Genomic DNA, 23802 nt, shown 5'->3' on the forward strand with positions numbered 1-23802 from the left:
TCGCGTAGGAACGCGCGGGAGATTTGGTTTGCAAACGGCCCCTTAACCCCTTGATCGCTTTGGGGCGCTATAGGCGCCGGTTTGCAGAGTACGGTAGTCGAATCAACGCCCCGCGTTAGACTACGAATCTGAGGGTCGGACGTTCGAATCGTTCCGGGCGCGCCATTCCGCGATGTTGCACGATTTCGTGGCCTCCTAGAGCGTTTTCGAGCGAAGTGGACACCGGTTCGCGTGAAGAAAACGCGTCAAAACAAAAACCTAGAGCTTCGGTTCTGATTCCATCAGAACCGAAAATGCTCTAGGGCAAATGCCGCATCAAACGCCGAGGGTCGCAGTGGGGCAGCGCACGAGTCTCGGACAGATATCGGGTGTAGTGGACAACGGCCGAGAGAGCGGACCCGACAAGCTCGACGCGGACGTTAATCCGGCTTCTCCAGGCCCCGCCAGAAGCCAAGTACCGTCGATACGATTGCTTCCGGCGCGTCTTCCTGCACGAGATGCTTCGCATTGGGTACGATGTGAAAGGGAGCGTTTCGAACCCGGCGCGCAAGCTCGCGACCGTCTTCAAGTGGAATCCACTCGTCCTTCTCTCCCCAAAGGATGGCGACGGGACAGCGAATCTCGCCGTATCGCCACTCGACCTCCTCCGAGTATCTGTCGTCCATCTGCGCGATCTGGCGCCAAAAAGCTTTTTGGCCTTCGGCTCCCAGCCACGGTGCAAGATACAGCTCAATCTCGTCGTCTCGTAACGCGTTCGCAACGGCGCCGCTGATGTAGGCACGCAGGATTGCTTCGTGAACGTAGGATGGCAGGCCGCTAAAGACCTCCTCGTGTTCCTTGGCGGCTTGGACGAGCAGCGAGCCTTGCGGGCTGATTGCGACCGGATCGATGAGCACCAACGATCGATAGTTCAGCCCGTTAAGCAAATGAGCGCGCAGCGCCGTGGAGCCACCGAAATCGTGCGCGATGACATCCGGGTCTTGTAGGCCCCAATGACCGTAAAGGGCTGCGAAAAGCTCATTCTGAACGCCACGGGACACGTCGCCGTTGGGCTTGTCGGACCTACCATAGCCAAGCATATCGAAGCAGAAGACACGTCGCTGTCGGGCCAGCAAGGGTCCAATTCTGCGCCACTCCGATGATGAAAAGGGCGTACCATGCAGCAAAATTGCGTGCGACCCCTCGCCCAAGCGATCGAATGCCCCCGAAACGTGAAGCGCTCCGGAAGAGGCCAATCCGCTGTCGTCATTGATCCGACCTTTGATCTGCTGCAGCTAATCTGTCGGCAACGATCGGCCCGATCGCAGGTTCCAATGGATCGACCCTGGGGCCATGCGTCGATAGCGGGAAGATCGAGAGAGCAGCCATCGAAAGGGCAGCCTTCTGGGGGATAACGGGACCACCCTCCGAAATCGCGCCCGCCGCCGCACGCAAAGGCGTAGAGAAAAGTCGTGAGGAGTCGCGAGCTTTGCCGGTTGGAGCGCGCAACGGCCGCCCCATCATAGCGCCACGGCGAAGCGATAGTGCCCATCTTCATCGGCAGCGGCCTCCCATGCGATCATGGCCGGACATCCCGCCGAGCACGCGCAACAAGACGCTATGCTGTGAACGATGGCGCTCGGAACGTTGATTTTGAATGCTTTCGCGCTTCGAGCGGCACCAGACCGCTTCATACGGTGCCGCTGCAGTGCCATCTGAAACAATGTGCAGACAAACACTTACGACCCCGGATGGCACAGAGCGACACCGTCGCTTTTATCTTGCCGTCCTAATCGGTCGAGATCCACACCCAGCTCTCGGTCGGTAAGGTCGGGTATTGTCGATAGCGGACCAGAAGGCGGACATGGCAATGCCGACGCGAATGACCCTGAACGGACATGCTGTCGGCATATCCTAGCGCTGTTTCAGTGCGGACCGATTATTGTCCAATTGATTTTGAAGGTAAATTTTCATGACCTTCACAGGCTCGACCTCGGCCTCGCTTCTCCGTCCGGAAATCTAAGCTGACCTCGCCGGCATGGGCCTGGCGTCATACCGGACCCTTGCTGCGGAGGATGGAAGCCACAGGGTTTGGTCACGCCGGGTTCAATCATTGTTGACTTGAAATAAGGGGATATCCCCTCTAAATGCCCTCAAGCGCGATATGGGGATATCCCCGTAAACGGTAACTGAGGGCAAATCGGCGACCCGGCTCAAGTAAACCGGGCGTGCATGATGGAGAACCGATACGTGAAACGCTCATTTCGCTCGGAAAGCCCGTGCATCGTGGCCGCGATGCGTGCAGCCACTCGCCGACTGACGCAGCTGTATGATGAAGCGATGGCGCCAACTGGCTTGCGCGTCACTCAATTTCACGTTCTCTCGGAGCTTGAACGACGATCAGCTGATCCACCAACCGTTGGTGACCTGGCTGAGATCCTGACCATGGAGCGGTCCGCGCTCGGTCAAACACTTCGACCGCTTGTACGAGACGGTTTCATCGACTTGGGCCAAGACGAGCGGGATGGGCGCCGTCGGCCCATCAAGTTGACGAAGGCCGGCAAAGATAAAGTGGTCCGCGGACGGCGCTATTGGGCCGGCGCGCATGAAAACTTCAAGCATTTCTTCGGGGACAATCAATTGGTTGGCTTGCGGGAGACTCTGCGCGACATCGCCGAGAGCGCGCAACTTCCTGAAGCTTTTCAGTAGGTCAATATGGCATCCGGGAGAAAGTCATGATCGAGCCGATCACCGTAGAGCATATCACCTTTGTCAGCTACCGGAGCTTCCAGGACGTTGTTCGTGCCTTCGAGGAACAAGTCGGAACGCTTGAAGAATTAGGTTGGCCAGCAATACCTGCAGCTTCACGTGATCAGGATGATTTCGAACGTCGAGTTCGTGAAGTGCTGGGCCCCAGCGGCTTCACACGTTTCCTGACAATCGATCACGGCGAGTGGGTCAGCAAGCAAGAGCGCCCGACCCGGTTTTTGATGTACACGATCGGAAACCCGCTGATCGCGATCACAATGATGCGGCATGACATCGAGGCGGGCGTCGATGTGCCGGTCAGACTGGCGATCTATGAGCATTCTGACGGGAAGACGAGGTTTGTGTTCAACAAGCCATCAAGCCTCATGAGCGGGCTTCGGAACGTGGCGGTCCAAGATGCAGCTTATACGCTTGATGCGAAATTGATGGCGCTCGGCGAAGCCGTGACAGGCGTAAGAGCATAATTTCCGAAAGAAGCCGAGACGTGGATACGCATCAGAAGCCGCACGGCGATGAACCTCTTGGGCCCGACAGTGGGGTACGAGAAGGCTTGATAATGGGTCACAGTGGCTCAGAAGCGTCGCTGCATAACGAAGCTAAGCAGTTTTTGACGCCAATCTGGGTCATCTTCGGACTTTCGATGGGCCCAGCGATTGCGCTTGGGCTCGCTCGGTTCGCTTACGCGCTGTTGCTTCCATCGATGAAAGCTGATCTCGGCTGGAGTTTTGCCGACGCAGGCGCCATGAATACCGCTAACGCGGCTGGATATCTTATCGGGGCCCTCGTAGCTGCCCCTTTTGGTCGTTGTACGGGCGACAAAGCCGCATTTTCCCTGGGCCTTTTCCTGACATCCGCGGCCATAGCCGGGGCCGGTCTCACCGCTGACTTTACGAGCCTGCTTCTCTTGAGAGCCGTCTCTGGGCTTGCAGGAGCTGTGTCTTTTGTCGCCGGCGCAGGACTCACATCTGCGGCAGCCTCAGGAGGGTCTCGATCGCGCGCGCCTACGATGTTGGGCATCTACTTTGCCGGGGCGGGTATCGGCATTACGGCCTCGGCCCTCGCAGTCCCTCCGCTTCTTTCCGGCATGGGCTGGCGCGGCGGCTGGTTGGCTCTTGGCGCATTAGGCTTGGCTGCGACCATTTGCGGGTCGCTGGTTCTAAGTCGCACACCCGAACCTTCCTATAAGGTTCATATCGCCGCTGGCGGCTGGTCGGCCCGCTTCATGGCACGCAAACTACTATCATACGGGCTATTCGGCGCCGGATACATCACCTATGCCACATTTATCATTGCGCACTTGCGCGCCAATGAAGGTTTCGACAGCGGATCGATTACCGCCTTCTGGGCGATCCTAGGTTTAGCAGCCGTTGTCGCCGCGTTCGCGTGGGGCCCCGTACTCGCTCGCCTGAAAGGTGGCTGGGGAGCAAGCGCAACAATCGCGATGGTCGCGGCCGGTGCGGCCTTGCCGCTGATCTGGCACGGACCAACGAGCGCCTATCTCTCCTCCATCCTTTTTGGAGGGTCAGTACTCGCGGTCATCGCCGCAGTCACCTCATTCGTGCGGAAGGCGGCGAAACCGCACGCCTGGACAGCAGCGATAGCAGCACTGACCATCGCGTTCGGGACCGGGCAATGCATCGGCCCACTCCTCAGCGGTGCTTTGTCTGACGGACCGAACGGCGTTCGTGCCGGTCTCTGGTTGTCCGTCGGCATCCTCGCTGTGGCGAGCGTCGTCGCGGCTTTCCAACCGGAGCCGGCGGGCGATTGATCATCGGCATCCAGCCGAGAAGCGGTACGCAGCCAGCAAGTGAATCAAGTGAACCGAGCTAAGGCAGGATGAGGATCATGACCGATAATATCATTCAGATGGACGCCAGCCGCATCGCGGAACTCGTTGCCGATCGGGAGCTATCGCCGGTCGAGGTCATGAAGGCCCATCTCGATCGTATTGCCGAAGTCAATCCTAAGGTAAACGCCATTGTTACGATGGCTGATGGCGCACTTGACGCTGCCAAGAAAGCCGAGGCGGCGGTCAAGTCGGACGCTCGATTGGGCCCTCTCCATGGCGTTCCGTTCACGGTCAAGGATGGAATCGACACGGCGGGCGTGCTGACGCAGCGCGGTTCGCCCATTTTCAAAGGGCGCGTGCCCGATACCGATGCCACCGTCGTAGCCAGGCTGAAGGCCGCCGGCGCCATCTTAATCGCAAAGACGAACCCGCCGGAATTTTCTTACTCGATCGAAACGGATAATTTCCTGACGGGCCGAACGAACAACCCCTGGAACCTCGACTACACCCCGGGTGGATCGAGCGGTGGTGAATCCGCCGCCATCGCGGCTGGCATGTCGCCACTCGGCGTGGGCAGTGATCTCTCGATCTCATTGCGCGGCCCGGCGGCGCATACCGGTATCGTTGGATTTAAAGCTACTCACGGTCGAATGCCGATGACAGGTCACTGGCCCCGTGTGCCACGTCGCTTCTGGCACATCGGCCCGATGGCCCGTTCGGTTCGCGATGTGGCGCTCGCTTATTCTTTGATGGCGGGACCCGACGGTGCCGACGGCTTCTCAATCAGCCCGCTCGGCTTCGATACAGGGGTGGGCACGACATCGCCCCATCAGGTTCGTGTGGGCTGGTTAGCCTCTCCGGGCTTCTTCGGACCAACCGATCCAGAGGTTATCGCGACCGTGAAGGCCGCCGCTCATGCGCTGAGCAATGCCGGCTGCCAGGTTGAGGAAGTCCGGTTGCCTGTGCTGGAGCAGACCGATGCCAACACCGTGCTCTGGCAGCTCCAACAGATGGAAACCCGGCCCGAGTTCGAGAAGGTCACCGCCGGCCACGAGGCCCAGATCTTCAGGCATGCCAAATTGATCCTTGAAACACCTGACACGCCGATAGGCGACTTCGTCGCCGCCGAGCAGGCGGTGGAGCGCCTGCGCGACAGCTTCGTCGAGTATTTCCAGCGATATGATGCGCTGCTCTGCCCGGTGACCCCGTTCCCCGCGACCAAGCATGGCCTCGCTGACCTCGTGATTGATGGCGAAACGGTTTCCCCGTTCCACGTGATGAGCGCGACATCACCGTTCAGCCTGACCGGCATGCCGGCCCTGTCGATGCGGTTCGGAACAAGCCACGACGGTCTTCCGATCGGCGTACAAATCGCCTCCGCCTGGCTCGCGGATTCGACCGCGCTTAAGGTTGCCTCGCTCCTCGAGGAAGTGAGCCCCGTCCGCAACCTTCACCCTGCCATCTAACGCTACAGGGTCGGGATCTTCCCGCCCCCGTCAATTCCTCATGCAATCTATTGAGCTCAGAAGCCAATTGAGGTCTTAATCAATGCGTGCCATCACGACGAATTTCGAAACGACCGAATTTGCTGGTCTCACGACCAAAATTGTCAATCCGGACGAAAGCTCGTTCACGGTGCTGGATATGACCATCAAGCCGGGCTTCGGCGCACCGGCCCACATCTCCGAGGGCGAAGACAAGCTGTTTATCGTCCTGGAGGGCCAATTGAAGTACCTCGTGGGAGATCAGACTGAGGTCGCGGCACCCGGTGCGCGTGTTGTCGTGCCCAAAGGGGTTGTTCACGGATTCACCAACGTGGGAGCGGCCGACGCGAGGCACATCCTGGTCTCCTCGCCGCGCCGCCACGAGGAGTTCTTCCGTGATCTCCACAATATCCCGGATCCGCGCGAGCAGCATATGGACATGCTGCCGACGATCGCAGCGCGCAATGGTCAACAGATTGTTGGAGCTCTTCCGTAACGCTGTAATTGCGCGCTTCCGCACCTGCATCCGCATCTTACCGAGATGGCAAATGTCCCAAATATTTACCGACCTATCACACCAAACTGAGAGCCGCTCACAATGATTGGATTCTCCGGAGTTATCTCCGCCAAGACGCGCCGACTGTGGCGCAGAATTGCCCTGTTCGGCAGCCTGAAATGTCTGGCCGTCGGATTGCTGGCATCGTTTACTTCAACGGCCTGTGCGCAGCAGCAAACGGACGCCACCATTAAGCAATTGCTCTCGACGACGACTACGTCTGGCGGGCAAAAGATCGTATTGCCCCAAAAGGATGCGGAACTGGTAGCGTCTATCTTCGAAATCCCCCGAGGGGCGAACCTTCCAGAGCACGAGCATCCGTATCCACGATACGGTTACATCTTGTCGGGAAGCTTGCGCGTGACGGACACCGAAACCGGTCAAAGCAAGACGTATCAGTCAGGAGACTTTGTGTTGGAGTCGGTGGGGCGTTGGCACACTGGCGCCAATGCAGGAGAGGAGCCGACAAGGCTGCTCGTTATCGACATCGTCCAGAAGGGACACACGAACACGGTGCTCAAGTAGCGGCAGAATAGGTAACGCCGAAAGGCGGCGCGGTGGGGCGCGCATCGGTTGCCATGTAGGCATGTCCGTTTGTGGCCCATCACGTCGATCCTGCGATTGATCGAAAGGGCCGCTATCGAGGGGCAACCGGACCACCAGCGGAATCGGGAAGACAGCCGCTCATGAGGCGTAGCGCAAGATCGTAGTCCGTCGCTGGTTATCCGGCCGGATCGCGTTGGCGGCCGCTGCATCATAGGGGTATAGCGAAGCAGTAGTGCCCATCTTCATCGGCCGTGGCGCGCCATTTCGGTGCCGGGACGCACGTTGTCGGCACCGGACCATGGATGACGTAGGCGTAGCACGCTCTGTTCGGTGCTTGGCAACGATAGGCGCAATCCGCGTCGCGCCGCCACGCACCGGCTACTGTGCATGGGGTTGTTTTCGACTTTTTTGTTTTGGGCATGAAAGCGGCAGGCTGAACCGGGTCTCATCCGGCTCCTGCCCGCTACTTCATCAACCGCACGCCCTTGGTCGTGAAGCGCTGCGTCTTGCCGCCCGGGCGCATGGGACGCTTCGCCGTTATTCGGTACAAAACCGCAAACACTCGATTCCCTGCATGACCACTGTCGGTGCGAGGTGTTGTGCGATCATGCAGCCTCACGAAACGAGTGTGGCACTAAAATAAATCTCGACCTTCATCAGCTTGGAGACGGGGCAGCCGGCTTTTGCGCTCGCGGCGATCGACTGGAATGTGTCGTGGTCGATGCCCGGTATCTTCGCCGTGGTGGTGAGATGCGCCGAGGTGATCGAAAAGCCGTCCCCGTCCTTCTCGATGGTGATTTCTGATTTGCTGTCGACCTGCTCCGGCACGAAATTCGCCTGACCGAGTTGCCTGACGAATGACATGGTGAAGCACGCGGCATGCGCGGCACCTAACAGCTCCTCCGGATTGGTGCCCGGCTTCTCGCCGTAGCGGCTGAAGAAGGTGTAGGGATGATTGTCCAGCGCGTGGCTCTCGGTGGAGACCGAGCCCTTGCCTTCGCGCAGGCTCCCATTCCAGGCGGCGGATCCGAAACGTTTCATCGGTCTTTACTCCTTCCTGTTGTGCATCCCCCGCAGCTTACGAGCGCGGCAGCGCCGCCGCTCGTCTCTTCCCGGTCTCGATCATGTCGAGAGCACGGCGGTCCCAACTATGTTCACCTCATGCGCGTTGGCCGGCAGCCTCCAGGATCAGTTGCGTGATCTCGGCAGGTTGAGAGATCAGCGACAGGTGACTCGCTTTCACCTCAATGGTCTTGGCTCCCATGCGCTTGGCCATGAATCGTTCGAGGTCCGGATTGATCGTGCGGTCCTCGGTCGAGACGGCGTAATAGCTCGGCTTTGATCGCCAGGCCGCGTTCGTGGTCTTGCCGGCGAGCAGTGCCTTGTGGAACGGCTGCTGGACCGCATAGAGCACCTTGGCCTTTGCCTCCGGCAGGTCGCCCGCGAAATCGCGCAGGAAAGCTTCCTCGGAGAGGCGTCCTTCATCGCCGTCGAACACGATGCCGGCGGTTGCTGGCGGGGTCGGATAGGTCTTGGCGAGCGCGGTGTAGTCCTCGCCGGCGTCCGGCGCGCGCGCCGCCACATAGACGAGCGCCGAGACGTTCGGATGCACGCCGGCCTCGGTGACGATCATGCCGGAGAAGGAATGGCCGACCAGAACCGTCGGCCCGTCCTGCCGAGCCAGCACGCGCTCGGCTGATGCGACCGCTTCGGGTAGCGTGGTCAGCGGATTCTGCACGGAGGTCGCGTTGAGGCCGGCCGTCTGCAATCGCGCGATCACCTCGGACCAGCACGAGCCGTCGGCGAACAGCCCATGCACCAGCACGACGTTGCGCGCCTTCGGCGGAGTTGCGTTTGCGGCCATGCCGCGGGTGGAGATCAGCGAGGCCGCTGCGCCGGCAAGCAGGGCGGTTGAAAAAGCTCGTCTGTTCATCATCGTGATGTCGCTTCCTTTGATCACGAGAGGGATCGTCTTGATGGCGCGAAATCGCCGCGCGGTCTCAAGCAGGTCCCTGCATCAATGCGTCGATGCCGGGCCAATGCGCGGCGAAGATGCCGCGCACGAACGCCTCGCGGTTGTTCTCGATGCTTTAGTGGTCGTGAGGATAGTTGACCATGATACCGAAGGATTTCGGGATCGCACGGAGCTCGGTGTTGCCGAGTCAGTGATCAGCTCGAGCCGCGCCGTTGCCGAGGTGAAAACGCGTTACCGGGTCGATGCGATGGCCGGTCAAGCGCACGAATCTTACGCATCCGCGGATCGCGGCGCGCTTCGATCGCTTTTGTCCTCGACTGCGATCGCCAGCAGCCATATGGCAAACCCCGCCAAAGCCAGCCCGCAGCCGACCCAGCCGGTCGATGTCCATCCGTAGCCGGCAGAGATGGCGAGGCCGCCGAGCCACGGGCCGAGCGCATTTGCGGTGTTGAAAGCCGAATGGTTGAGGGCGGCCGGAAGGGCCTGGGCTTCGCCCGACACATCCATCAGCCGGGTCTGCAGCACAGTTCCGAGCGCTCCGCCCAAACCGATGAGAAATGCGTCGATCGTCATGGTCCAGATGTTCAACGCTGCCCAGGGGAATACAGCTAACGCGGCGGAACTCCAGATCAGTAAGCCGCCCGCCGTCGGCATGATTGCGCGGTCGGCGACCCGTGGCACGACAATATTGCCGATGGTCAGGCCGAGCCCGAACGCTGACAGCACCAACGGCACGAGGGCGGGCGAAACGTGCGTCACTTCCATCAACGTCGTCGCGGTGTAGGTGTAAACCGCAAACAGGCCGCCAAAGCCGATGGCGCCGATTGCGAGCGTGAGCCAGACTTGGCCGCGCCTCAATGCGTCAAGCTCACGCAACGCGCTTGCCTTCGGGGCCGGGTGATCGACGGGCGCGAACCATGCAACCATTGAAAGGGCCGCGATGGCGAGCGCAGCGACGACGCCAAAGCTCCAGCGCCAGCCGGCCGCCTGACCCAGCCAGTTCGCGAGCGGGACACCGATCACGGTCGCAACCGTCAGGCCAAGGAACATCTTTCCGACGGCCTGAGTCCGCTTGTGTAATGGCACCAGCGAGGCTGCCACCATGGCCGCCGTGCCAAAGTAGGCCCCATGCGGGACGCCGCTCAGGAAACGGAACGCCAGCATCCAGTGATAGCTGGGCGCGAACGCGCTCAGCGCGTTGCCGACGGCGAACATGGCCATCAGCAACAAAAGGACGTTGCGACGCGCCAAGCGAGCCGTCAGTACAGCAAGCACGGGCGCACCGATCACCACGCCCAACGCATACATGCTGATGACGTTTCCGGCTGTCGGCTCATCAATCCGCAGATCCGGCGCGAAATAGGGCAACAGGCTCATGGTTGCGAATTCAGTGGTGCCGATCGCAAAGCCGCCCATGGCTAACGCGAACAGGACAAGGCCGGTCCCTACAGGGGCGGCATTCTGCTTTTCCATATCTTTCCCGAGTTTTTGGAATGCCGATTCAATCGCCCTAAGGCTTGATCGGATGAATGGCTCGATCAGATGGTGGTGGCTCGATCCTTGACGGTTACCGCCTGCGATCGAATCCCATAACGGATGTGGGAAGATGTTCAGAGGGTGTGCAACACATGTATTCCATGCGTCCGGCACGGCTGGAGCGCGCGTCATTCATCGGAGGTTGAGACCTGAGGGATAGAGGCACCTGAGCAAGAGCAGGCACACTGAATTACATGACATCGATCAAATAGACATGCATCCCATCAGATTCAAATAATGCCTGTGTGATGTCGGTCAGGTCCCGGCCAAGCCATTGCTATCGGGCACGCAGCCCTTCGTCCTGGATCGCTCGCGAGCAGAGGCGTCGCCGGCGTGAAATCAACCTGCTTCTCATGGCGCCACGCCAGACCGACAGAGCAAGCGGCGGTGTCAGGGCAACCGAGCGCCCTGGGGAGTCATCTCAGGATTTTCGAAGGTGTAGATATCTGGCACGCCATTCCGAATGGCACGCCAATCGCGAACCGCGATCGCAGCGCATCACTGCGCGCTGGATCCGCCCTCCACGATCTTCTCGTTCAGCTTCTGATCCACGATCTGCACGGTTCGGTCGATCTCGGCATTGGGCGCGCCAAGCTGATGAGAAATCAGCTTCACCAGCAGGTCGACCCGCTCGATGAAGGGCGCTCCGCTCGCCACCGCGCGCGCCGCCGATGAAGGCTTGAGAAGGCTTTCTGCCGCCTTGGCGTATTTCTCGAACGGCACCTGGTCCTTCGGGTCGGCTCCCAGGCGCCGAGCGATCCCATCGACGTGCTCATAGATCGACTGCGAGCGCTTCAGATCGGCGTGCACCGCGTCGCGGATCGATTGCGGCTCCTGTGGCGTGATGCAGCGGTAATTGCCGGTCAATAGCATCGACCATTTGGCCAGCGGGACGAACAGCGAGTCGAACACTTTGAGCTTCACGGGAACGTCCTGGCCATCCAGCTTCACCGCGTCGATGTCCGCCTCCAGCTCGCGAAGCAGCCGGTTATGTGCCTCATCCGCAAATGCCGCTGCCTTGAAATTTGTCGGCAGGCCGACATGAAGGACATTCGCCGCCTCGTCCGGTGGGCGGAAGGCCTGCGGATCAGGCGAGCACAGCGAAACCAGTCCCGGCTTGAACCGTTCCCATACCTGCGCATTGGTATAGGCTTCTTCGAGGTCCATCTCCGCCAGCGCCGGAATCCGTTTGAGATAGGGCAAGGGCGGCATGTTCATGATCGAAAGGCAAGGCAGCTTCGCCTCGGCGATCTTGATCATCAGAACCCGGATCGTGTGGTTGGTGTATTGCGGCTCCTGCATGGCAAGGCCAACCAGATCGTAACGGGAAAGGTCGACGTCTGCGGGCGGTGTCGCGTCCAGGGTCCCGGGCAGATCACGCGAGAAGATCGAGCGGTGCGTCGGCTCGTCACGCAGCTTGATGCGAACTTCGGTGCCGTCGCGATTGATGAGCTCTGCGGTCTTCTTGCGACAAACCAAGGTCACGTTGTGACCGGCCATCAGCAGCTTCGTCGCGAGCAATGAGCCATACGAGGCTCCAAGGATCAGTACGTTGCGCGCCATGCTCCCTCTCCCAAAGGTTTTCCTCCAACGCCCCGAACCCAAGCCAGTCTCGAATTTTCGTCGGGTATCCGCTTGGGCGAAGGAACGGCGCGGGCCGAACCTTTACATCAGACGGGGACGGCCTCTTCGGGCAAGGAGCATACCTCTCTATCGCCAATTGACGAGCATTACAATCACACAGCGCTTCGCGCTTTCAGTCCGCAGAAGAAGTCTCCTTCAGGTTGCATCATTCGCACCGATAGTGGTGGCCGTCACGGCCAAGGAATGTGCCGGTCGCGGGACTGTACGAGCGGTGGCGTTGCGCGCAGGTGCCGATGCCGCTGTCCTCCTCGTTATAGTATTGCAGAACAGAAGGTGGTCCCGATTCCAGCCTGGCCGCGGGCGTGGGCGCGCCGCCGTTCAGGATGTCTGCGTTGGGATGATAGAACGCGTACAGTCCGGGCTCCTGGATGGCGGCCTGAGCAAATACTGGTGTTGCGGCTGCTGCCGACAGCAGCGCGGCGGCCGCGAGGATCTTGAGTGAGGTCATCGAAATTCTCCATCGGTCGATACGAAAACCCGATCGGCGCGCGCGATCCCGCGTGACGCACCGTCAGGCGGTGCGCGGTCAAACGCGAGTTTTTCGTATTGGGTTGTCCGAATGCTCGGATCTTTCGATTCAAGATCTAAGTGGCCTGCGCGCGCATCCCACTAAATTCTGCTTTACGATTCTCAACTCGAGTTGACGGCGGGAGCGTGAGAGATCGCCCACCGGATACGCGGCGCGACGTCATCACGAAGCAGCGAAACGCGAGTGAATCGCTTTAACGCCATGTCAGTAGCGATTGATTGTTTATGCTGATTTGCGCGGCGTCGCTAAACGCGAATTTAGTGGGGGCGGCGAAAAAGAATCCCACCTTTCTTTGTGTAACGTTCCGTATGTCACCACTCGAAAGGACAAAGCCATGAAAGTCGCAATGGTAGCATTGGTCGCCGCGTCCATGCTCTCAAGCACGTACGCTTTTGCCAATACGGCGCGTCATGAACCGATGGTCAGGAGCTATCCGATATACAGAGAGGCAGTTCCATCCGTCATGTTGCATCCGAACTACGGCAATCCGAACGGAAATCCGGATGGTCCGACCACGTTGAGCGGTACCGGCGATTCTCAGTTCGGCGGTTCGTCAGCCGGCACCAGCGGTTACAACTGAGTGAAAGCTGCAGTTGAGCGGCTTTGCTTGAAAGCCACTGTGCCGCTCCAATGTAACGACGCGCGAACCTCGCGCGTCGTTGAAGTGACGCGAGACGGCGTTACCTCGACCGCTGAGGTGACGTCACTTCTTCGGGGTCGATCGTCTGGTGCGGCTGGCGGTGCCGAACACGACTTGCGATGGATAGGGAGAAGCCGAGCGCTGAGGCATGCTCCCGAGGAAGCCTGCGGCGCCGATCCACGCGACGGTGGGTTGCGCGGCAAAATTGCCGGGAAATACGCCATTGGTCGGGAAGTCGCGATTGTCGTTGCGGTTGTCATAGAACCAGCCGCTCGTCTGGCCGTATCGGATGGCGCGATACCCAAACTCGGTCGCTGATCCCGGCGAGATAGCGGGCGCTGCCAGGATCGTCGCGCAAATTGCGATCTTCAATCTACCCATTGGCTTTCCTATGGCCGGATCGTGCCCCAGTCGCCCTTCCAACCCGCAAGCTTTCCGCGACGAAACTGCAGATAGAGCCCGTCGCTCCGGCTCGACAATGCGCTTCCCTTGACATTCGGCAGTGCCAGGTAAAGTTCGTTGCCGGGGCGGCCTCGCATAAAGGTCAAGGGCACGCCGAGCGTGCGCGCGACCTCATCGGGCTTCATCCCGAACCGAAGCGAGGGTGCGCTCTGCTGTGCAGCGACGGACGTTGCTTCGAGTGCTGCCAGAGCGAGCGCCATCACGAGCAAGCCGGTGTTCTTCATCCGAGACACCCATTTGAGGCAGGGCAAACGCAAGCCAATGCGGCGAAGGCGGACATCATTGTAGCGAGACCAGCGTCCCGGCCGGCGTCCAGCCGCCGCCGAGCGCCTGAAACAGACTGGTCGCCGCCAATAATTTCGAGAGCCGCACCTGAACCAACGTGATCTCCGCGGTGAAGAGCGTCTGTTCGGCCTGCAGGACCGTAATCAGATTGATCGTGCCGCCCCGCAACTGCTTTTCCGCCACATCGAACGCCGTTCGCGAACTCGCAACGACCTGCGCTTGCAGCCGCTCCTGGAGCGTGAACTTCTGCAACGCGATGAGCGCCTTCTCGACGTCGGAGAATGCCGACAGAACCGCCTTGCGATAGGCCTGCAGGTCCTGAAGCTGCACGCCTTTGGCCTGCTTCAACTGGCTCTCGAGCAGGAAGCCATCGAAGATCGGCTGGGTGAGGCTGGCCGTGAGGGTGGAGAACGCCGCCCCCGGCGTGAACAGCGAAGCCAGCGCGCTGCTCTGGAATCCGCCGGTGCCGGTGAGTTGGATCTGCGGAAAGAAGGCCGCGCGAGCCTGCTCGACGCTGAAGTTCGATGCCGCAAGCAGCGCCTCCGCCTGGCGGATATCCGGCCGTTGGTAAAGCAGTTCCGATGGCAGGCCGGGGGTCACCCGAGGCACCTTGATGCGGCTGGTCGATCCGCCCCGCACCGAGAAATTCGCCGGCGCTCGTCCAACAAGGACGGCGAGCGCGGCAATGTTCTGACCGATGGTGACTTCGAGAGGAGGAATCGCCGCCCGCTGCGTTCCTGTCAGCGCCTCCTGTTGCGAAACGTCGAGCTGCGAGGCTGTTCCGCCGGCAAACTGCGTCCTGATCAGCGCTAGGATTCGCTCGGCCGCTGCGAGGTTCTCGCGCGTCACCCGCAACTGGTCCTGCGCAGCCAGAATCTGGAAATACGTGTTGGCCACCGTGACGATCGCGGTCAGCGTGACCACCTCGCGATTATATCTGGAGGCTGTCGCGCTCTCTTCCGCTGCATGGAGCGCTGCCTGGTTCTTGCCCCAGAAGTCGAGCATGTAGCTCGCAGTGAGGCTGGTGCTGAATTGTGAGAAGTTCGAACTTCCGCCGCCGCGTCCGCCTCCGGTCCCGGTGACGCCCCCGCCAAGGTTGCTGCCGCTGCTGATGGCGCTGCTTGTGGAGCCGAAATGCGCGCGCTCGGCGCTGGCTGCTCCGGTCAGGGACGGCAATAGCGGCGAACCAGCCACGCCGACCTGGGCGTCGGCCTGCACGACCTGGGCGATCGCGACTGCAATGTCGAGATTGTTGATCTGCGTCGCGTCCATCAGTGACGTCAGTTCGCCGGAACCGAAGCCGCGCCACCAATCCAGGACCGGGAGCGCGGCGTCAGGACCCGCCGAACTTGCCGCGCGATATTTCTCCGGCACTTCGAGATTGAGCTCGGGCCGTTCCGATCCCAGGATGCAGCCGGACAGGCCGGGGCCGAACGCCAGTACGATCAACGCGGAAATCGCGCGGGTGCGACCGTCTCCCCACGGCAAGATCGCCCGGGCCAGACTTCGGTGTCGGACTCGTAGTACCGAGGATTTCGACATCTCACTCGCCTGGCTGCAGTGAGGGCTTGGGCAGGTTGGGAGGCGCGTTGCCCCTTCGACGTTGGCCCCAGAGCCGGAACCTGTCCAGATACAAATAGATCACAGGTGTCGAATAAAGTGTCAGCATCTGGCTCAGGATGAGGCCGCCGACGATGGCGATGCCGAGCGGTTGGCGCAGTTCGCCGCCTTCCCCCATTCCGACGGCAAGCGGCACCGCGCCGAGCAGTGCGGCCATGGTCGTCATCATGATCGGGCGGAACCGGAGCAGGCAGGCCTCGCGGATGGCATCGAGCGGATCGAGGCCACGCTTGCGCTCGGCGTCAAGCGCAAAGTCGATCATCATGATCGCGTTCTTCTTCACGATGCCGATCAGCAGGATCACGCCGATCAGCGCCATGATGCTGAACTCGGTGCGGAACGCGATCAGCGCCAGCAGCGCGCCCACGCCGGCCGACGGCAGCGTCGAGAGGATGGTCAGGGGATGGATGTAGCTCTCATAGAGCACGCCGAGCACGATGTAGATGGTTACCAAGGCGGCCAGGATGAGCAGCGGCTGATTGCTGAGCGAATCCTGGAAGACCTTTGCCGTGCCCTGGAAGGTGCCGCGGATCGTCGCGGGCACGCCGATCCGGTTCATGGTGGCCTCGATGGTGCTGACGGCGGTGCCGAGCGACACGTTGGGAGGCAGGTTGAAGGAGATCGTGTTGGCGACGAGAAGTCCCTGATGATTGACGGAGAGCGGTGTTGCGCCCCGACCGAAATGCGCGACCGCCGAAAGCGGAATCATCGTTTCGCTGCTGGTGCTGACCGCCGCGCCGGTCGAGGCCACGCCTTTGCCGGTCGACCCGATCGAATTGGTCGCAAGATTGCGCGCGGCTTGTGCGTTGGCCGAGTTGGCGGTAACGGATGTTCCCGGCGTCACTACTGTTCCCGCCACCGCGTTGGTTGCCTGCGAGCCGCCGACCGATCCGCCGGAGGTGCTGATGTAGACATCCTTGAGCGTCTCCGGATTCTGCCAGTAGCTCGGTGCTACCTCCATGATCACGTGATACTGGTTGCGCGCGACATAGATGGTCGAGACCTGGCGCTGGCCGAACGCGTCATAGAGCGTGTTGTCGATCTGGCTGACGGTGATCCCGAGCCGCGCCGCGGCGTCGCGATCGATGACCAGATTGGATTCGAGCCCCTTGTCCTGCTGATCGCTGTTGACGTCGGCGAGGTTGGACTCGCGCTGCAGCGCCGCCGTGATCTTCGGTGTCCATTCGTTGAGCTCTTCCAGCGCCGGGCTCTGCAGCGTGTACTGGTACTGTGCGCTGGATAGCCGCCCGCCGACGCGGATGTCCTGCACCGACTGCAGAAACAGGGTTGCCCCGGGCACGGTGGCGAGCTCGCGCCGCAACCGCGCGATCACCTGGTCGGCGCCGACTTTGCGCTGCTCGAGCGGGCGCAGCGAGACGAAAACGAAGCCGGAATTGGTCTGGTTGCTGCCGGTGAAGCCGACGACGGCGTCCACCGCGGGATCGTGCTTGATGATGGTGACGAACTGCGTCAGCTTCTGCTGCATCAACTGGAACGAAATGCTCTGGTCCGCCTGGATCGAGCCGACCAGCCGTCCGGTGTCCTGCTGAGGGAAGAAGCCTTTGGGGATCACGCCGTAGAGATAGAAGTTGAGCCCCAGCACCGCGGCGAGGATCAGCATCACGGATCTCGGGTGCGCGAGCGCGGCCGAGAGCGTCCGCCGATAGAAGCCGAGCATCGCTTCGAAGAAGCGCTCGCTGGCGCGATAGAGCCAGCCGTGGACCTGGTTGCTTTCCCGGCGCAGCAGCACCGAGCACATCATCGGCGTGGTCGCGAGCGAGACCGCAAGCGAGATCAGGATCGAGATCGAGATCGTCATCGCGAATTCGCGGAACAGCCGGCCGACGATGCCGCCCATCAAGAGGATCGGGATGAACACCGCGATCAGCGAGATGCTCATCGAAAGCACGGTGAAGCCGACCTCGCCCGAGCCCTTCAGCGCTGCCTCAAACGGCGACATCCCGTGCTCGATATAGCGGGTGACGTTTTCGAGCACGACGATGGCGTCGTCGACGACAAAGCCGGTCGCCACCGTCAGCGCCATCAGCGACAAATTATCGAGGCTGTAGCCGACCAGATACATGACGCCGAAGGTCGCGACCAGCGACACCGAGACCGCGACCACAGGGATCAACGTCGCGCGGGCGTTGCGGAGGAACGAGAACACCACGAGGATCACCAGCAGCACGGCTAGCACCAGGGTCCGCTCGACGTCATGCAGCGAGGTGCGGATGGTGGTCGAGCGGTCGACCGCCAGATCGATGTCGATCGCGGGCGAGACCGAAGCCTTGAGCTGGGGCATCAGCGCCTTGACCAGATCGACCGTGCTGATGATGTTGGCATTCGGCTGCCGGTACAGGATGATCAGGACGGCGGGCTTGCCGTTGGCGAGGCCGGCGTTGCGCAGGTTCTCCACGGAATCGGTGACCTCTCCGACATCGGAGAGATGCACGGCCGCGCCATTGCGATAGGCGATGACCATTGACTTGTAGTCGTCGGCCTTGTTGGCCTGGTCGTTGGCATAGATCTGGTAGCGCCGCTCGCCGACGTCGATCCCGCCCTTGGGGCTATGCGCATTGGCGCTGGCGAGCGCGGCGCGCACGTCCTCGAGCCCGATGCCGTATTTGTAGAGCGCCTGCGGAACCAGGTCGACGCGTACCGCCGGCAGCGAGCTGCCGCCGACAATGACCTCGCCGATCCCCTCGACCTGCGAGAGCTTTTGCGCCAGCACGGTGGAGGCGGCGTCGTAGAGGTCGCCGCGAGTCAGCGTATCGGACGTCAGCGTCAGGATCAGGATCGGCGCGTCGGCGGGATTGACCTTGCGGTAGGTCGGATTGCTGCGCAGGCTGGTCGGAAGGTCGGCGCGGGCGGCGTTGATCGCGGCCTGCACGTCGCGCGCCGCGCCGTTGATGTCGCGGTTCAGACCGAATTGCAGGGTGATGCGCGTCGAGCCCACTGTGCTTTGCGAGGTCATCTCGGTGACGTCGGCGATCTGGCCGAGATGGCGCTCGAGCGGGCTTGCGACCGTGGTCGCGACGTCCTCGGGGCTCGCGCCCGGCAGCGTCGCCTGCACCGAGATGGTCGGGAAGTCGACCTGCGGCAGCGGCGAGACCGGTAGCTTGAAGAACGCCACCACGCCCGCCGCCGCAAGCCCGAAGGTCAGCAGTGTGGTCGCAACCGGCCGGCGGATGAAGGGCGTTGACGGGTCCATGGCTCAGTGGGCTCCGCGTGTTTCGCGGGCACCGCCGGGTCCTCCGGCAAGCCGTACGGCGAGCCGGTCGAACCACAGATAGATCACGGGCGTCGTGAACAAGGTCAGCAACTGGCTGACCAGAAGGCCGCCGACGATGGAAATGCCGAGCGGGTGCCGCAGCTCCGATCCGGCACCGGTTCCGAGCATCAGCGGCAGCGCGCCGAGCACTGCGGCCATGGTCGTCATGATGATCGGCCGGAACCGTAGCAGGCACGCCTGGTAGATCGCCTCGCGCGGCGACCGGCCTTCGTTGCGTTCGGCATCAAGCGCGAAGTCGATCATCATGATCGCGTTCTTCTTGACGATGCCGATCAAGAGAATGATGCCGATGATCGCGACGATCGTGAGGTCCTGCCCCGCCATCATCAGCGCGAGCAATGCGCCGATCCCGGCCGAAGGCAGGGTCGAGAGAATCGTGAGCGGGTGGATGAAGCTCTCATAGAGCACGCCCAGCACGATATAGACCGTGACGATCGCGGCCAGGATCAGGAACAGTTGGTTCGAGAGCGAGGCTTGAAAGGCGAGCGCCGCGCCCTGGAAGCTCGTGATGATGCCGAGCGGCTGACCGATGTCGATCTGCGCCTGCTTGACGGCGGCGACCGCCTCTCCCAGCGACGCGTCGGGCGCCAGGTTGAACGATATGGTGGCCGAGGGGAACTGGCCGAGATGCGAAATCTGCAGCGGCGCGATGTCCTCGTGCATCTTGGCCAGGACCGGCAACGGCACCGGCGCGCCTCCGACCGAGGAGGGCAGGTAGATCGACGACAGCGATTGCAAGGAGTTCTGCAGCGTCGGATCGGCCTCCAGGATCACCCGGTACTGGTTTGAATTGGTGAACACCGTCGAGACGATGCGCTGGCCGAAGGAGTCATAGAGTGCATTGTCGACGGTCGCGGGCGTGATCCCGAACCGCGCCGCCTGCTCGCGGTCGATGTCGACGAAGACCGCAAGTCCCTTGGCGGACATATCGGTCGAGACGTCGGTGAACGCGGGAAGCTGCCGCAATCTGTCGACGAGCTTCGGGGCCCATTCGGCGAGCTGGGCCGGGTCGGCGTCCTGCAGGATGAACTGATATTGCGCCTTGCTGACGGTGCCTTCGATGGTCAAATCCTGCACCGGCTGCATGTAGAGCGCGACGCCGATCAGCGATGCCGTGCTGTCCTTGAGACGGCGCATGACGCTCGCGATATCGGATTTTCGCTGATCGTGCGGCTTCAGGTTGATCAGGATGCGACCGCTGTTGAGCGTGGTGTTGGTGCCGTCGACGCCGATGAAGGAGGAAAGGCTCTCGACGTCGGGATCCCGGAGGATGACGTCGGCCAGTTGCTGCTGCCGCTCCGCCATCGCGGCGTATGAAACCGATTGCGGCGCCTCCGAAATCGCCTGGATGACGCCGGTGTCCTGCAGCGGGAAGAACCCCTTGGGGATCGCGACATAGAGCAGGGCGGTCAAGCCGAAGGTGGCGAGCGCCACCAGCAGCACCAGGGTCTGGCGGTCCAGCACCCAGTTCAGCATCCGGGCATAGATCGCGATGACATGATCGAAGCCTTCGCGGCTCAGGCGCTGGAGCACGTTCTCATGCGCCTCGCCTTCCGCCTTGAGCAGCTTGGCGCAGGCCATCGGAACCAGCGTCAAGGACACCACGGCGGATATCAGGATGGTGACCGACAGCGTGATGGCGAATTCGCGGAACAGGCGGCCGACCACGTCACCCATGAACAGCAGCGGAATCAGCACCGCAATCAGCGACACCGTCAGCGAGATGATCGTGAAGCCGATCTGCTCGGAGCCGCGGAGCGCAGCCTGCAGCGGCGTTTCGCCGTCCTCGATATAGCGGGAGATGTTCTCGATGACGACGATCGCGTCATCGACCACGAAGCCGGTGGCGATCGTGAGCGCCATCAGGGAGAGGTTGTTGAGGCTGAAGCCGAACAGATACATGGCCCCCAGGGTGCCGACCAGCGAGAGCGGCACGGAGAGGCTTGGGATCAGCGTCGCGCGCGGACTGCGCAGGAATACGAAGATCACCAGCACGACCAGCACGACTGCGAGCGAGAGCTCGTATTCCACGTCTCTGACCGAGGCGCGGATGGTCACGGTGCGGTCGGTCAGGATGTTCAGGTCGATGGCGGCAGGCAACGCCGCCTGCAACTGCGGCAACACCGCCTTGATCCCTTCGACCACCGAGATGACGTTGGCCCCGGGCTGGCGCTGGATGTTGAGGATGATCGCCGGCGTCGTATTCATCCAGGCGCCGAGCTTGTCGTTCTCGGCGCCGTCGATGACGTCGCCGATGTCGCTGAGACGGACCGGAGAGCCGTTCTTGTAGGCCACGATCAGGGATTTGTAGCCACCGGCACCGCGGATCTGGTCGTTGGCGTTGATGGTGTAGGAGCGCATCGCGCCGTCAAAATTGCCCTTGGGCGTGTTGACATTGGCATTGCCGAGGGTGGTGCGCAGGTCGTCGATATTGAGGCCATAGGCGGCAAGCTTGCGGATGTCGGCGCGGACGCGGACCGCCGGCCGCTGGCCGCCGCTGATGCTGACGAGGCCTACTCCCGGAAACTGCGAGATCTTCTGTGCCAGGCGGGTGTAGACGAAATCCTGGACCTGCGTCAGCGGCATGGTCTTCGACGTCAGGCCAAGGGTCAGGATCGGAGCGTCGGCCGGATTGACCTTGGCATAGATCGGTGGCGCCGGAAGATCTGATGGCAGCAGATTGCCGGCGGCATTGATCGCGGCCTGCACCTCCTGCTCGGCGACATCGAGCGAGATCGTCAATCCGAACTGTAGCGTGATGACCGAGGCGCCGGCCGAGCTGACTGAACTCATCTGGCTCAGGTTCGGCATCTGGCCGAACTGCACCTCCAGCGGGGCCGTGACGGACGACGTCATCACGTCAGGACTGGCGCCGGGATAGAAGGTCTGGACCTGGATCGTCGGGTAATCGACCTCGGGCAGGGCGGCGACGGGCAGGAAGCGGAACGCCAGCATGCCCGACAGCATGATGGCGATCATCAAGAGCGTTGTCGCCACCGGTCTGTGGATGAATGGCCGCGAGGGGTTCATTCGTGTCCACCCCCGGAGCGCCGCCCCTTGCCGTCCACCGCTTTCGAAGCCGGCGGCTTGGCTGCAGCGGCCGACTCGCCCGCCCCCGTCGGAGGTCGAATGACGATCCTGGCGCCTTCCCGCAGCTTGTCGGCGCCATCGATCACGATGCGGTCGCCGGGGGAAAGTCCGGACTGAACCTCGACCCGGTCTCCTTCAGTGACGCCAAGCTTGACCGGGCGCACCGAGACCGTGCTGTCGCCGTTGACGAGATAGACGAAGGTGCCGGGCGTGCCGCGCTGGATGCCGGCCGTCGACATCGTCGTCACGTCCTTGTGGGTGTCCAGCAGGAGACGCACGTTGACGAACTGATTGGGATACAGCGTCCGCGCTTCGTTCGAGAATTGCGCGCGCAGCTTGATCGTGCCGGTGGTCGGATCGATCTGGCTGTCGAAGGTCTGCAGCGCCCCGCTGGCGAGCTTGTTGGTGCCGCTGCGATCGTAGGCCGCGGCCGGCAGCACCGCTCCCTCGCGGAGCCGCGTGGCGATCGCCTGGAGCTGGTCCTCCGGGAGTGTGAACAGGACGCTGATCGGCTGCAGTTGCGTGATCACCACGATGCCGGTGGCATCACCGGGGGTGACGTAGTTGCCCTGATCGACCTGCCGCAATCCGACGCGCCCATCCAGCGGCGACAGGATATGGCAATAGCGCAGGTTCACTTCGGCGGCCTGCACCGAGGCGCGGTCCGCTTCAACCGTGCCTTCGTTCTGCGCGACCAGGGCTATTTGCGTGTCGAGCTGTTGGTGCGGCACGGCGTTCTGCTTCGCCAGCCCCTGGTAGCGGGCAAGGTCGACCTGGGCGCCCTTCAGCATGGCTTGGTCGCGCGCAAGCTGTCCCTTGGCCTGGGCTAGCGCCGCTTCAAAGGGGCGGGAGTCGATCTCCGCGATCAAATCACCCTTCTTGACTTCATCGCCTTCCTTGAACGCGATGCGGGTCAGATATCCGCTGATCTGGCTTCTGATCGTGACGGTGGCGAGTGAAGAGACGGTGCCGAGCCCATTGAGGTTGATCCCGATATCGCCCTTGCCGACAGTCTCGGCGACAACAGACATCGGCGGGGCGGTTCGCTTGCCGGCTGCTTCCTGTGGCGTGCCTGCGGGCTTCGTCCACCAGACGATGCCGGCAGCCAGCAGGAGAATAACGGCGATCGCGAACCCAATGCGCCCGCGAGCCGGGCGCACGACTTTTTTCCCAGGCGCAATCGAAGGGGGGTCCGTCGACTTCCTTAGCTGCTGATCCATGGGTCACCTGCGAAAGCGCATGAACGAACCCGCGTGGGGCGCATGTCGCCGCAGCCCGGTTCCTGCAACATTCCAGGTCGACATATTGAACGATTAAGGGCCGGAAAGCCCATTAACATTCGGTAGGGAGGCTCAACAAAGGCTGATGGTTCCGCGCGTTCGGCGGCAATCGGCGGCTTCAGCCTAATTCTTGGCCGGATCGGCCTGCGAAGCCATTTCGGCCCGCCGCTCATAGCTCTCGGCAAGGACCTTGAGACGATCGGCGACTGCCTGGTCGCTCACGCTTTCCGCGACCCGGCGCAAGGTCTGCGCTGGGCTCGAATATTCCCTGCTCGGCATACTCAACTCCGCAACTCATGGTTTCAAACACTTATGTAGGTGCGCGG

The 23802-nt window shown here is 61.8% G+C and carries 20 protein-coding genes and 1 tRNA gene; 8 read left to right on the forward strand and 13 right to left on the reverse strand.

All coding sequences use genetic code 11. The features are described 5' to 3' along the window. The first annotated feature begins 73 nt into the window (after positions 1-73). Positions 74-165, forward strand: a tRNA-Arg gene (locus AC5ZG1_RS16520). Positions 166-419: 254 nt separating this feature from the next. On the opposite strand, the gene AC5ZG1_RS16525 is transcribed toward AC5ZG1_RS16520, so the two are convergent. Beyond that, a complete protein-coding gene (locus tag AC5ZG1_RS16525; RefSeq protein ID WP_496133495.1) occupies positions 420-1115 on the reverse strand; it encodes an alpha/beta fold hydrolase in 696 nt (231 codons plus the stop codon). A gap of 1114 nt (positions 1116-2229) precedes the next feature. On the opposite strand from AC5ZG1_RS16525, the gene AC5ZG1_RS16530 reads away from it, so the two are divergent. The 6 genes from AC5ZG1_RS16530 (at position 2230) to AC5ZG1_RS16555 (ending at position 7102) form a co-directional block, all read left to right on the forward strand. Continuing rightward, a complete protein-coding gene (locus tag AC5ZG1_RS16530; protein ID WP_496133496.1) occupies positions 2230-2688 on the forward strand; it encodes a MarR family winged helix-turn-helix transcriptional regulator in 459 nt (152 codons plus the stop codon). A 26-nt stretch (positions 2689-2714) separates the two neighbouring features. Beyond that, positions 2715-3212 carry a DUF302 domain-containing protein gene (locus tag AC5ZG1_RS16535; RefSeq protein WP_496133497.1) on the forward strand — a complete coding sequence of 166 codons (498 nt, stop codon included), beginning with the start codon at positions 2715-2717 and terminating at the stop codon, positions 3210-3212. Between the two features lie 92 nt (positions 3213-3304). Further along, complete coding sequence (locus AC5ZG1_RS16540) at positions 3305-4516, forward strand: YbfB/YjiJ family MFS transporter (protein ID WP_496133498.1); 1212 nt, start codon at positions 3305-3307, stop codon at positions 4514-4516. Positions 4517-4593: 77 nt separating this feature from the next. After that, positions 4594-6003 (forward strand): amidase, encoded by a 1410-nt coding sequence (locus AC5ZG1_RS16545; RefSeq protein WP_208828107.1) that lies wholly within the window; start codon positions 4594-4596, stop codon positions 6001-6003. Between the two features lie 82 nt (positions 6004-6085). Then, complete coding sequence (locus AC5ZG1_RS16550) at positions 6086-6517, forward strand: cupin domain-containing protein (protein ID WP_208828109.1); 432 nt, start codon at positions 6086-6088, stop codon at positions 6515-6517. A 102-nt stretch (positions 6518-6619) separates the two neighbouring features. Beyond that, positions 6620-7102 carry a cupin domain-containing protein gene (locus tag AC5ZG1_RS16555; RefSeq protein WP_496133499.1) on the forward strand — a complete coding sequence of 161 codons (483 nt, stop codon included), beginning with the start codon at positions 6620-6622 and terminating at the stop codon, positions 7100-7102. A 636-nt stretch (positions 7103-7738) separates the two neighbouring features. Here the strand turns inward: AC5ZG1_RS16555 and AC5ZG1_RS16560 are convergent. From AC5ZG1_RS16560 to AC5ZG1_RS16580, 5 genes are all read right to left on the reverse strand, one after another. After that, positions 7739-8164 (reverse strand): OsmC family protein, encoded by a 426-nt coding sequence (locus tag AC5ZG1_RS16560; RefSeq protein WP_456642826.1) that lies wholly within the window; start codon positions 8162-8164, stop codon positions 7739-7741. A 118-nt stretch (positions 8165-8282) separates the two neighbouring features. Next, on the reverse strand, positions 8283-9059 hold the full coding sequence (locus AC5ZG1_RS16565; RefSeq protein WP_496133576.1) for an alpha/beta fold hydrolase: 777 nt from the start codon (positions 9057-9059) through the stop codon (positions 8283-8285). Between the two features lie 309 nt (positions 9060-9368). Beyond that, on the reverse strand, positions 9369-10571 hold the full coding sequence (locus AC5ZG1_RS16570; RefSeq protein ID WP_130225935.1) for an MFS transporter: 1203 nt from the start codon (positions 10569-10571) through the stop codon (positions 9369-9371). Positions 10572-11132: 561 nt separating this feature from the next. Further along, positions 11133-12197 carry a ketopantoate reductase family protein gene (locus AC5ZG1_RS16575; RefSeq protein ID WP_130225934.1) on the reverse strand — a complete coding sequence of 355 codons (1065 nt, stop codon included), beginning with the start codon at positions 12195-12197 and terminating at the stop codon, positions 11133-11135. 226 nt (positions 12198-12423) lie between these two features. Next, the gene (locus AC5ZG1_RS16580; protein WP_130225933.1) at positions 12424-12726 is read right to left on the reverse strand and encodes a BA14K family protein; all 303 of its coding nucleotides are present in this window, start codon (positions 12724-12726) and stop codon (positions 12424-12426) included. Positions 12727-13021: 295 nt separating this feature from the next. Between AC5ZG1_RS16580 and AC5ZG1_RS16585 the strand changes: the two genes are divergently transcribed. Continuing rightward, positions 13022-13387, forward strand: a complete 366-nt coding sequence (locus AC5ZG1_RS16585) for a hypothetical protein (RefSeq protein WP_496133500.1) — start codon at positions 13022-13024, stop codon at positions 13385-13387. Positions 13388-13510: 123 nt separating this feature from the next. Here the strand turns inward: AC5ZG1_RS16585 and AC5ZG1_RS16590 are convergent, their stop codons facing one another. The 7 genes from AC5ZG1_RS16590 to AC5ZG1_RS16620 all read right to left on the reverse strand — a co-directional run bounded on the left by AC5ZG1_RS16590 (position 13511) and on the right by AC5ZG1_RS16620 (position 23755). Beyond that, entirely contained in the window at positions 13511-13828 is a 318-nt protein-coding gene (locus AC5ZG1_RS16590) for a BA14K family protein (protein WP_496133501.1), read from the reverse strand. Positions 13829-13836: 8 nt separating this feature from the next. Beyond that, entirely contained in the window at positions 13837-14133 is a 297-nt protein-coding gene (locus AC5ZG1_RS16595) for a hypothetical protein (RefSeq protein WP_130225930.1), read from the reverse strand. A gap of 55 nt (positions 14134-14188) precedes the next feature. After that, on the reverse strand, positions 14189-15736 hold the full coding sequence (locus AC5ZG1_RS16600) for an efflux transporter outer membrane subunit (RefSeq protein ID WP_456642831.1): 1548 nt from the start codon (positions 15734-15736) through the stop codon (positions 14189-14191). Position 15737: 1 nt separating this feature from the next. Continuing rightward, entirely contained in the window at positions 15738-19025 is a 3288-nt protein-coding gene (locus tag AC5ZG1_RS16605; protein WP_496133502.1) for an efflux RND transporter permease subunit, read from the reverse strand. A 3-nt stretch (positions 19026-19028) separates the two neighbouring features. Beyond that, a complete protein-coding gene (locus AC5ZG1_RS16610; protein WP_496133503.1) occupies positions 19029-22136 on the reverse strand; it encodes an MdtB/MuxB family multidrug efflux RND transporter permease subunit in 3108 nt (1035 codons plus the stop codon). Then, positions 22133-23356, reverse strand: a complete 1224-nt coding sequence (locus AC5ZG1_RS16615) for an MdtA/MuxA family multidrug efflux RND transporter periplasmic adaptor subunit (RefSeq protein WP_496133504.1) — start codon at positions 23354-23356, stop codon at positions 22133-22135. The genes AC5ZG1_RS16610 and AC5ZG1_RS16615 overlap by 4 nt, the downstream gene beginning before the upstream one ends. Before the next feature lie 243 nt (positions 23357-23599). After that, positions 23600-23755: a hypothetical protein gene (locus AC5ZG1_RS16620; protein WP_496133505.1), complete on the reverse strand. Its 156-nt coding sequence runs from the start codon at positions 23753-23755 to the stop codon at positions 23600-23602. Positions 23756-23802: the final 47 nt, after the last annotated feature.

The organism is Bradyrhizobium sp. Leo78 (assembly GCF_059512425.1).

Excerpts from the sequence above, each read along its gene's own strand:
- AC5ZG1_RS16535 (WP_496133497.1), top strand. The coding sequence starts at position 2,715 with ATGATCGAGCCGATCACCGTAGAGCATATCACCTTTGTCAGCTACCGG.
- AC5ZG1_RS16540 (WP_496133498.1), top strand. The coding sequence starts at position 3,305 with ATGGGTCACAGTGGCTCAGAAGCGTCGCTGCATAACGAAGCTAAGCAG.
- AC5ZG1_RS16545 (WP_208828107.1), top strand. The coding sequence starts at position 4,594 with ATGACCGATAATATCATTCAGATGGACGCCAGCCGCATCGCGGAACTC.
- AC5ZG1_RS16550 (WP_208828109.1), top strand. The coding sequence starts at position 6,086 with ATGCGTGCCATCACGACGAATTTCGAAACGACCGAATTTGCTGGTCTC.
- AC5ZG1_RS16555 (WP_496133499.1), top strand. The coding sequence starts at position 6,620 with ATGATTGGATTCTCCGGAGTTATCTCCGCCAAGACGCGCCGACTGTGG.
- AC5ZG1_RS16560 (WP_456642826.1), bottom strand. The coding sequence starts at position 8,164 with ATGAAACGTTTCGGATCCGCCGCCTGGAATGGGAGCCTGCGCGAAGGC.
- AC5ZG1_RS16565 (WP_496133576.1), bottom strand. The coding sequence starts at position 9,059 with ATGATGAACAGACGAGCTTTTTCAACCGCCCTGCTTGCCGGCGCAGCG.
- AC5ZG1_RS16570 (WP_130225935.1), bottom strand. The coding sequence starts at position 10,571 with ATGGAAAAGCAGAATGCCGCCCCTGTAGGGACCGGCCTTGTCCTGTTC.
- AC5ZG1_RS16575 (WP_130225934.1), bottom strand. The coding sequence starts at position 12,197 with ATGGCGCGCAACGTACTGATCCTTGGAGCCTCGTATGGCTCATTGCTC.
- AC5ZG1_RS16580 (WP_130225933.1), bottom strand. The coding sequence starts at position 12,726 with ATGACCTCACTCAAGATCCTCGCGGCCGCCGCGCTGCTGTCGGCAGCA.
- AC5ZG1_RS16590 (WP_496133501.1), bottom strand. The coding sequence starts at position 13,828 with ATGGGTAGATTGAAGATCGCAATTTGCGCGACGATCCTGGCAGCGCCC.
- AC5ZG1_RS16595 (WP_130225930.1), bottom strand. The coding sequence starts at position 14,133 with ATGAAGAACACCGGCTTGCTCGTGATGGCGCTCGCTCTGGCAGCACTC.
- AC5ZG1_RS16600 (WP_456642831.1), bottom strand. The coding sequence starts at position 15,736 with ATGTCGAAATCCTCGGTACTACGAGTCCGACACCGAAGTCTGGCCCGG.
- AC5ZG1_RS16605 (WP_496133502.1), bottom strand. The coding sequence starts at position 19,025 with ATGGACCCGTCAACGCCCTTCATCCGCCGGCCGGTTGCGACCACACTG.
- AC5ZG1_RS16610 (WP_496133503.1), bottom strand. The coding sequence starts at position 22,136 with ATGAACCCCTCGCGGCCATTCATCCACAGACCGGTGGCGACAACGCTC.
- AC5ZG1_RS16620 (WP_496133505.1), bottom strand. The coding sequence starts at position 23,755 with ATGCCGAGCAGGGAATATTCGAGCCCAGCGCAGACCTTGCGCCGGGTC.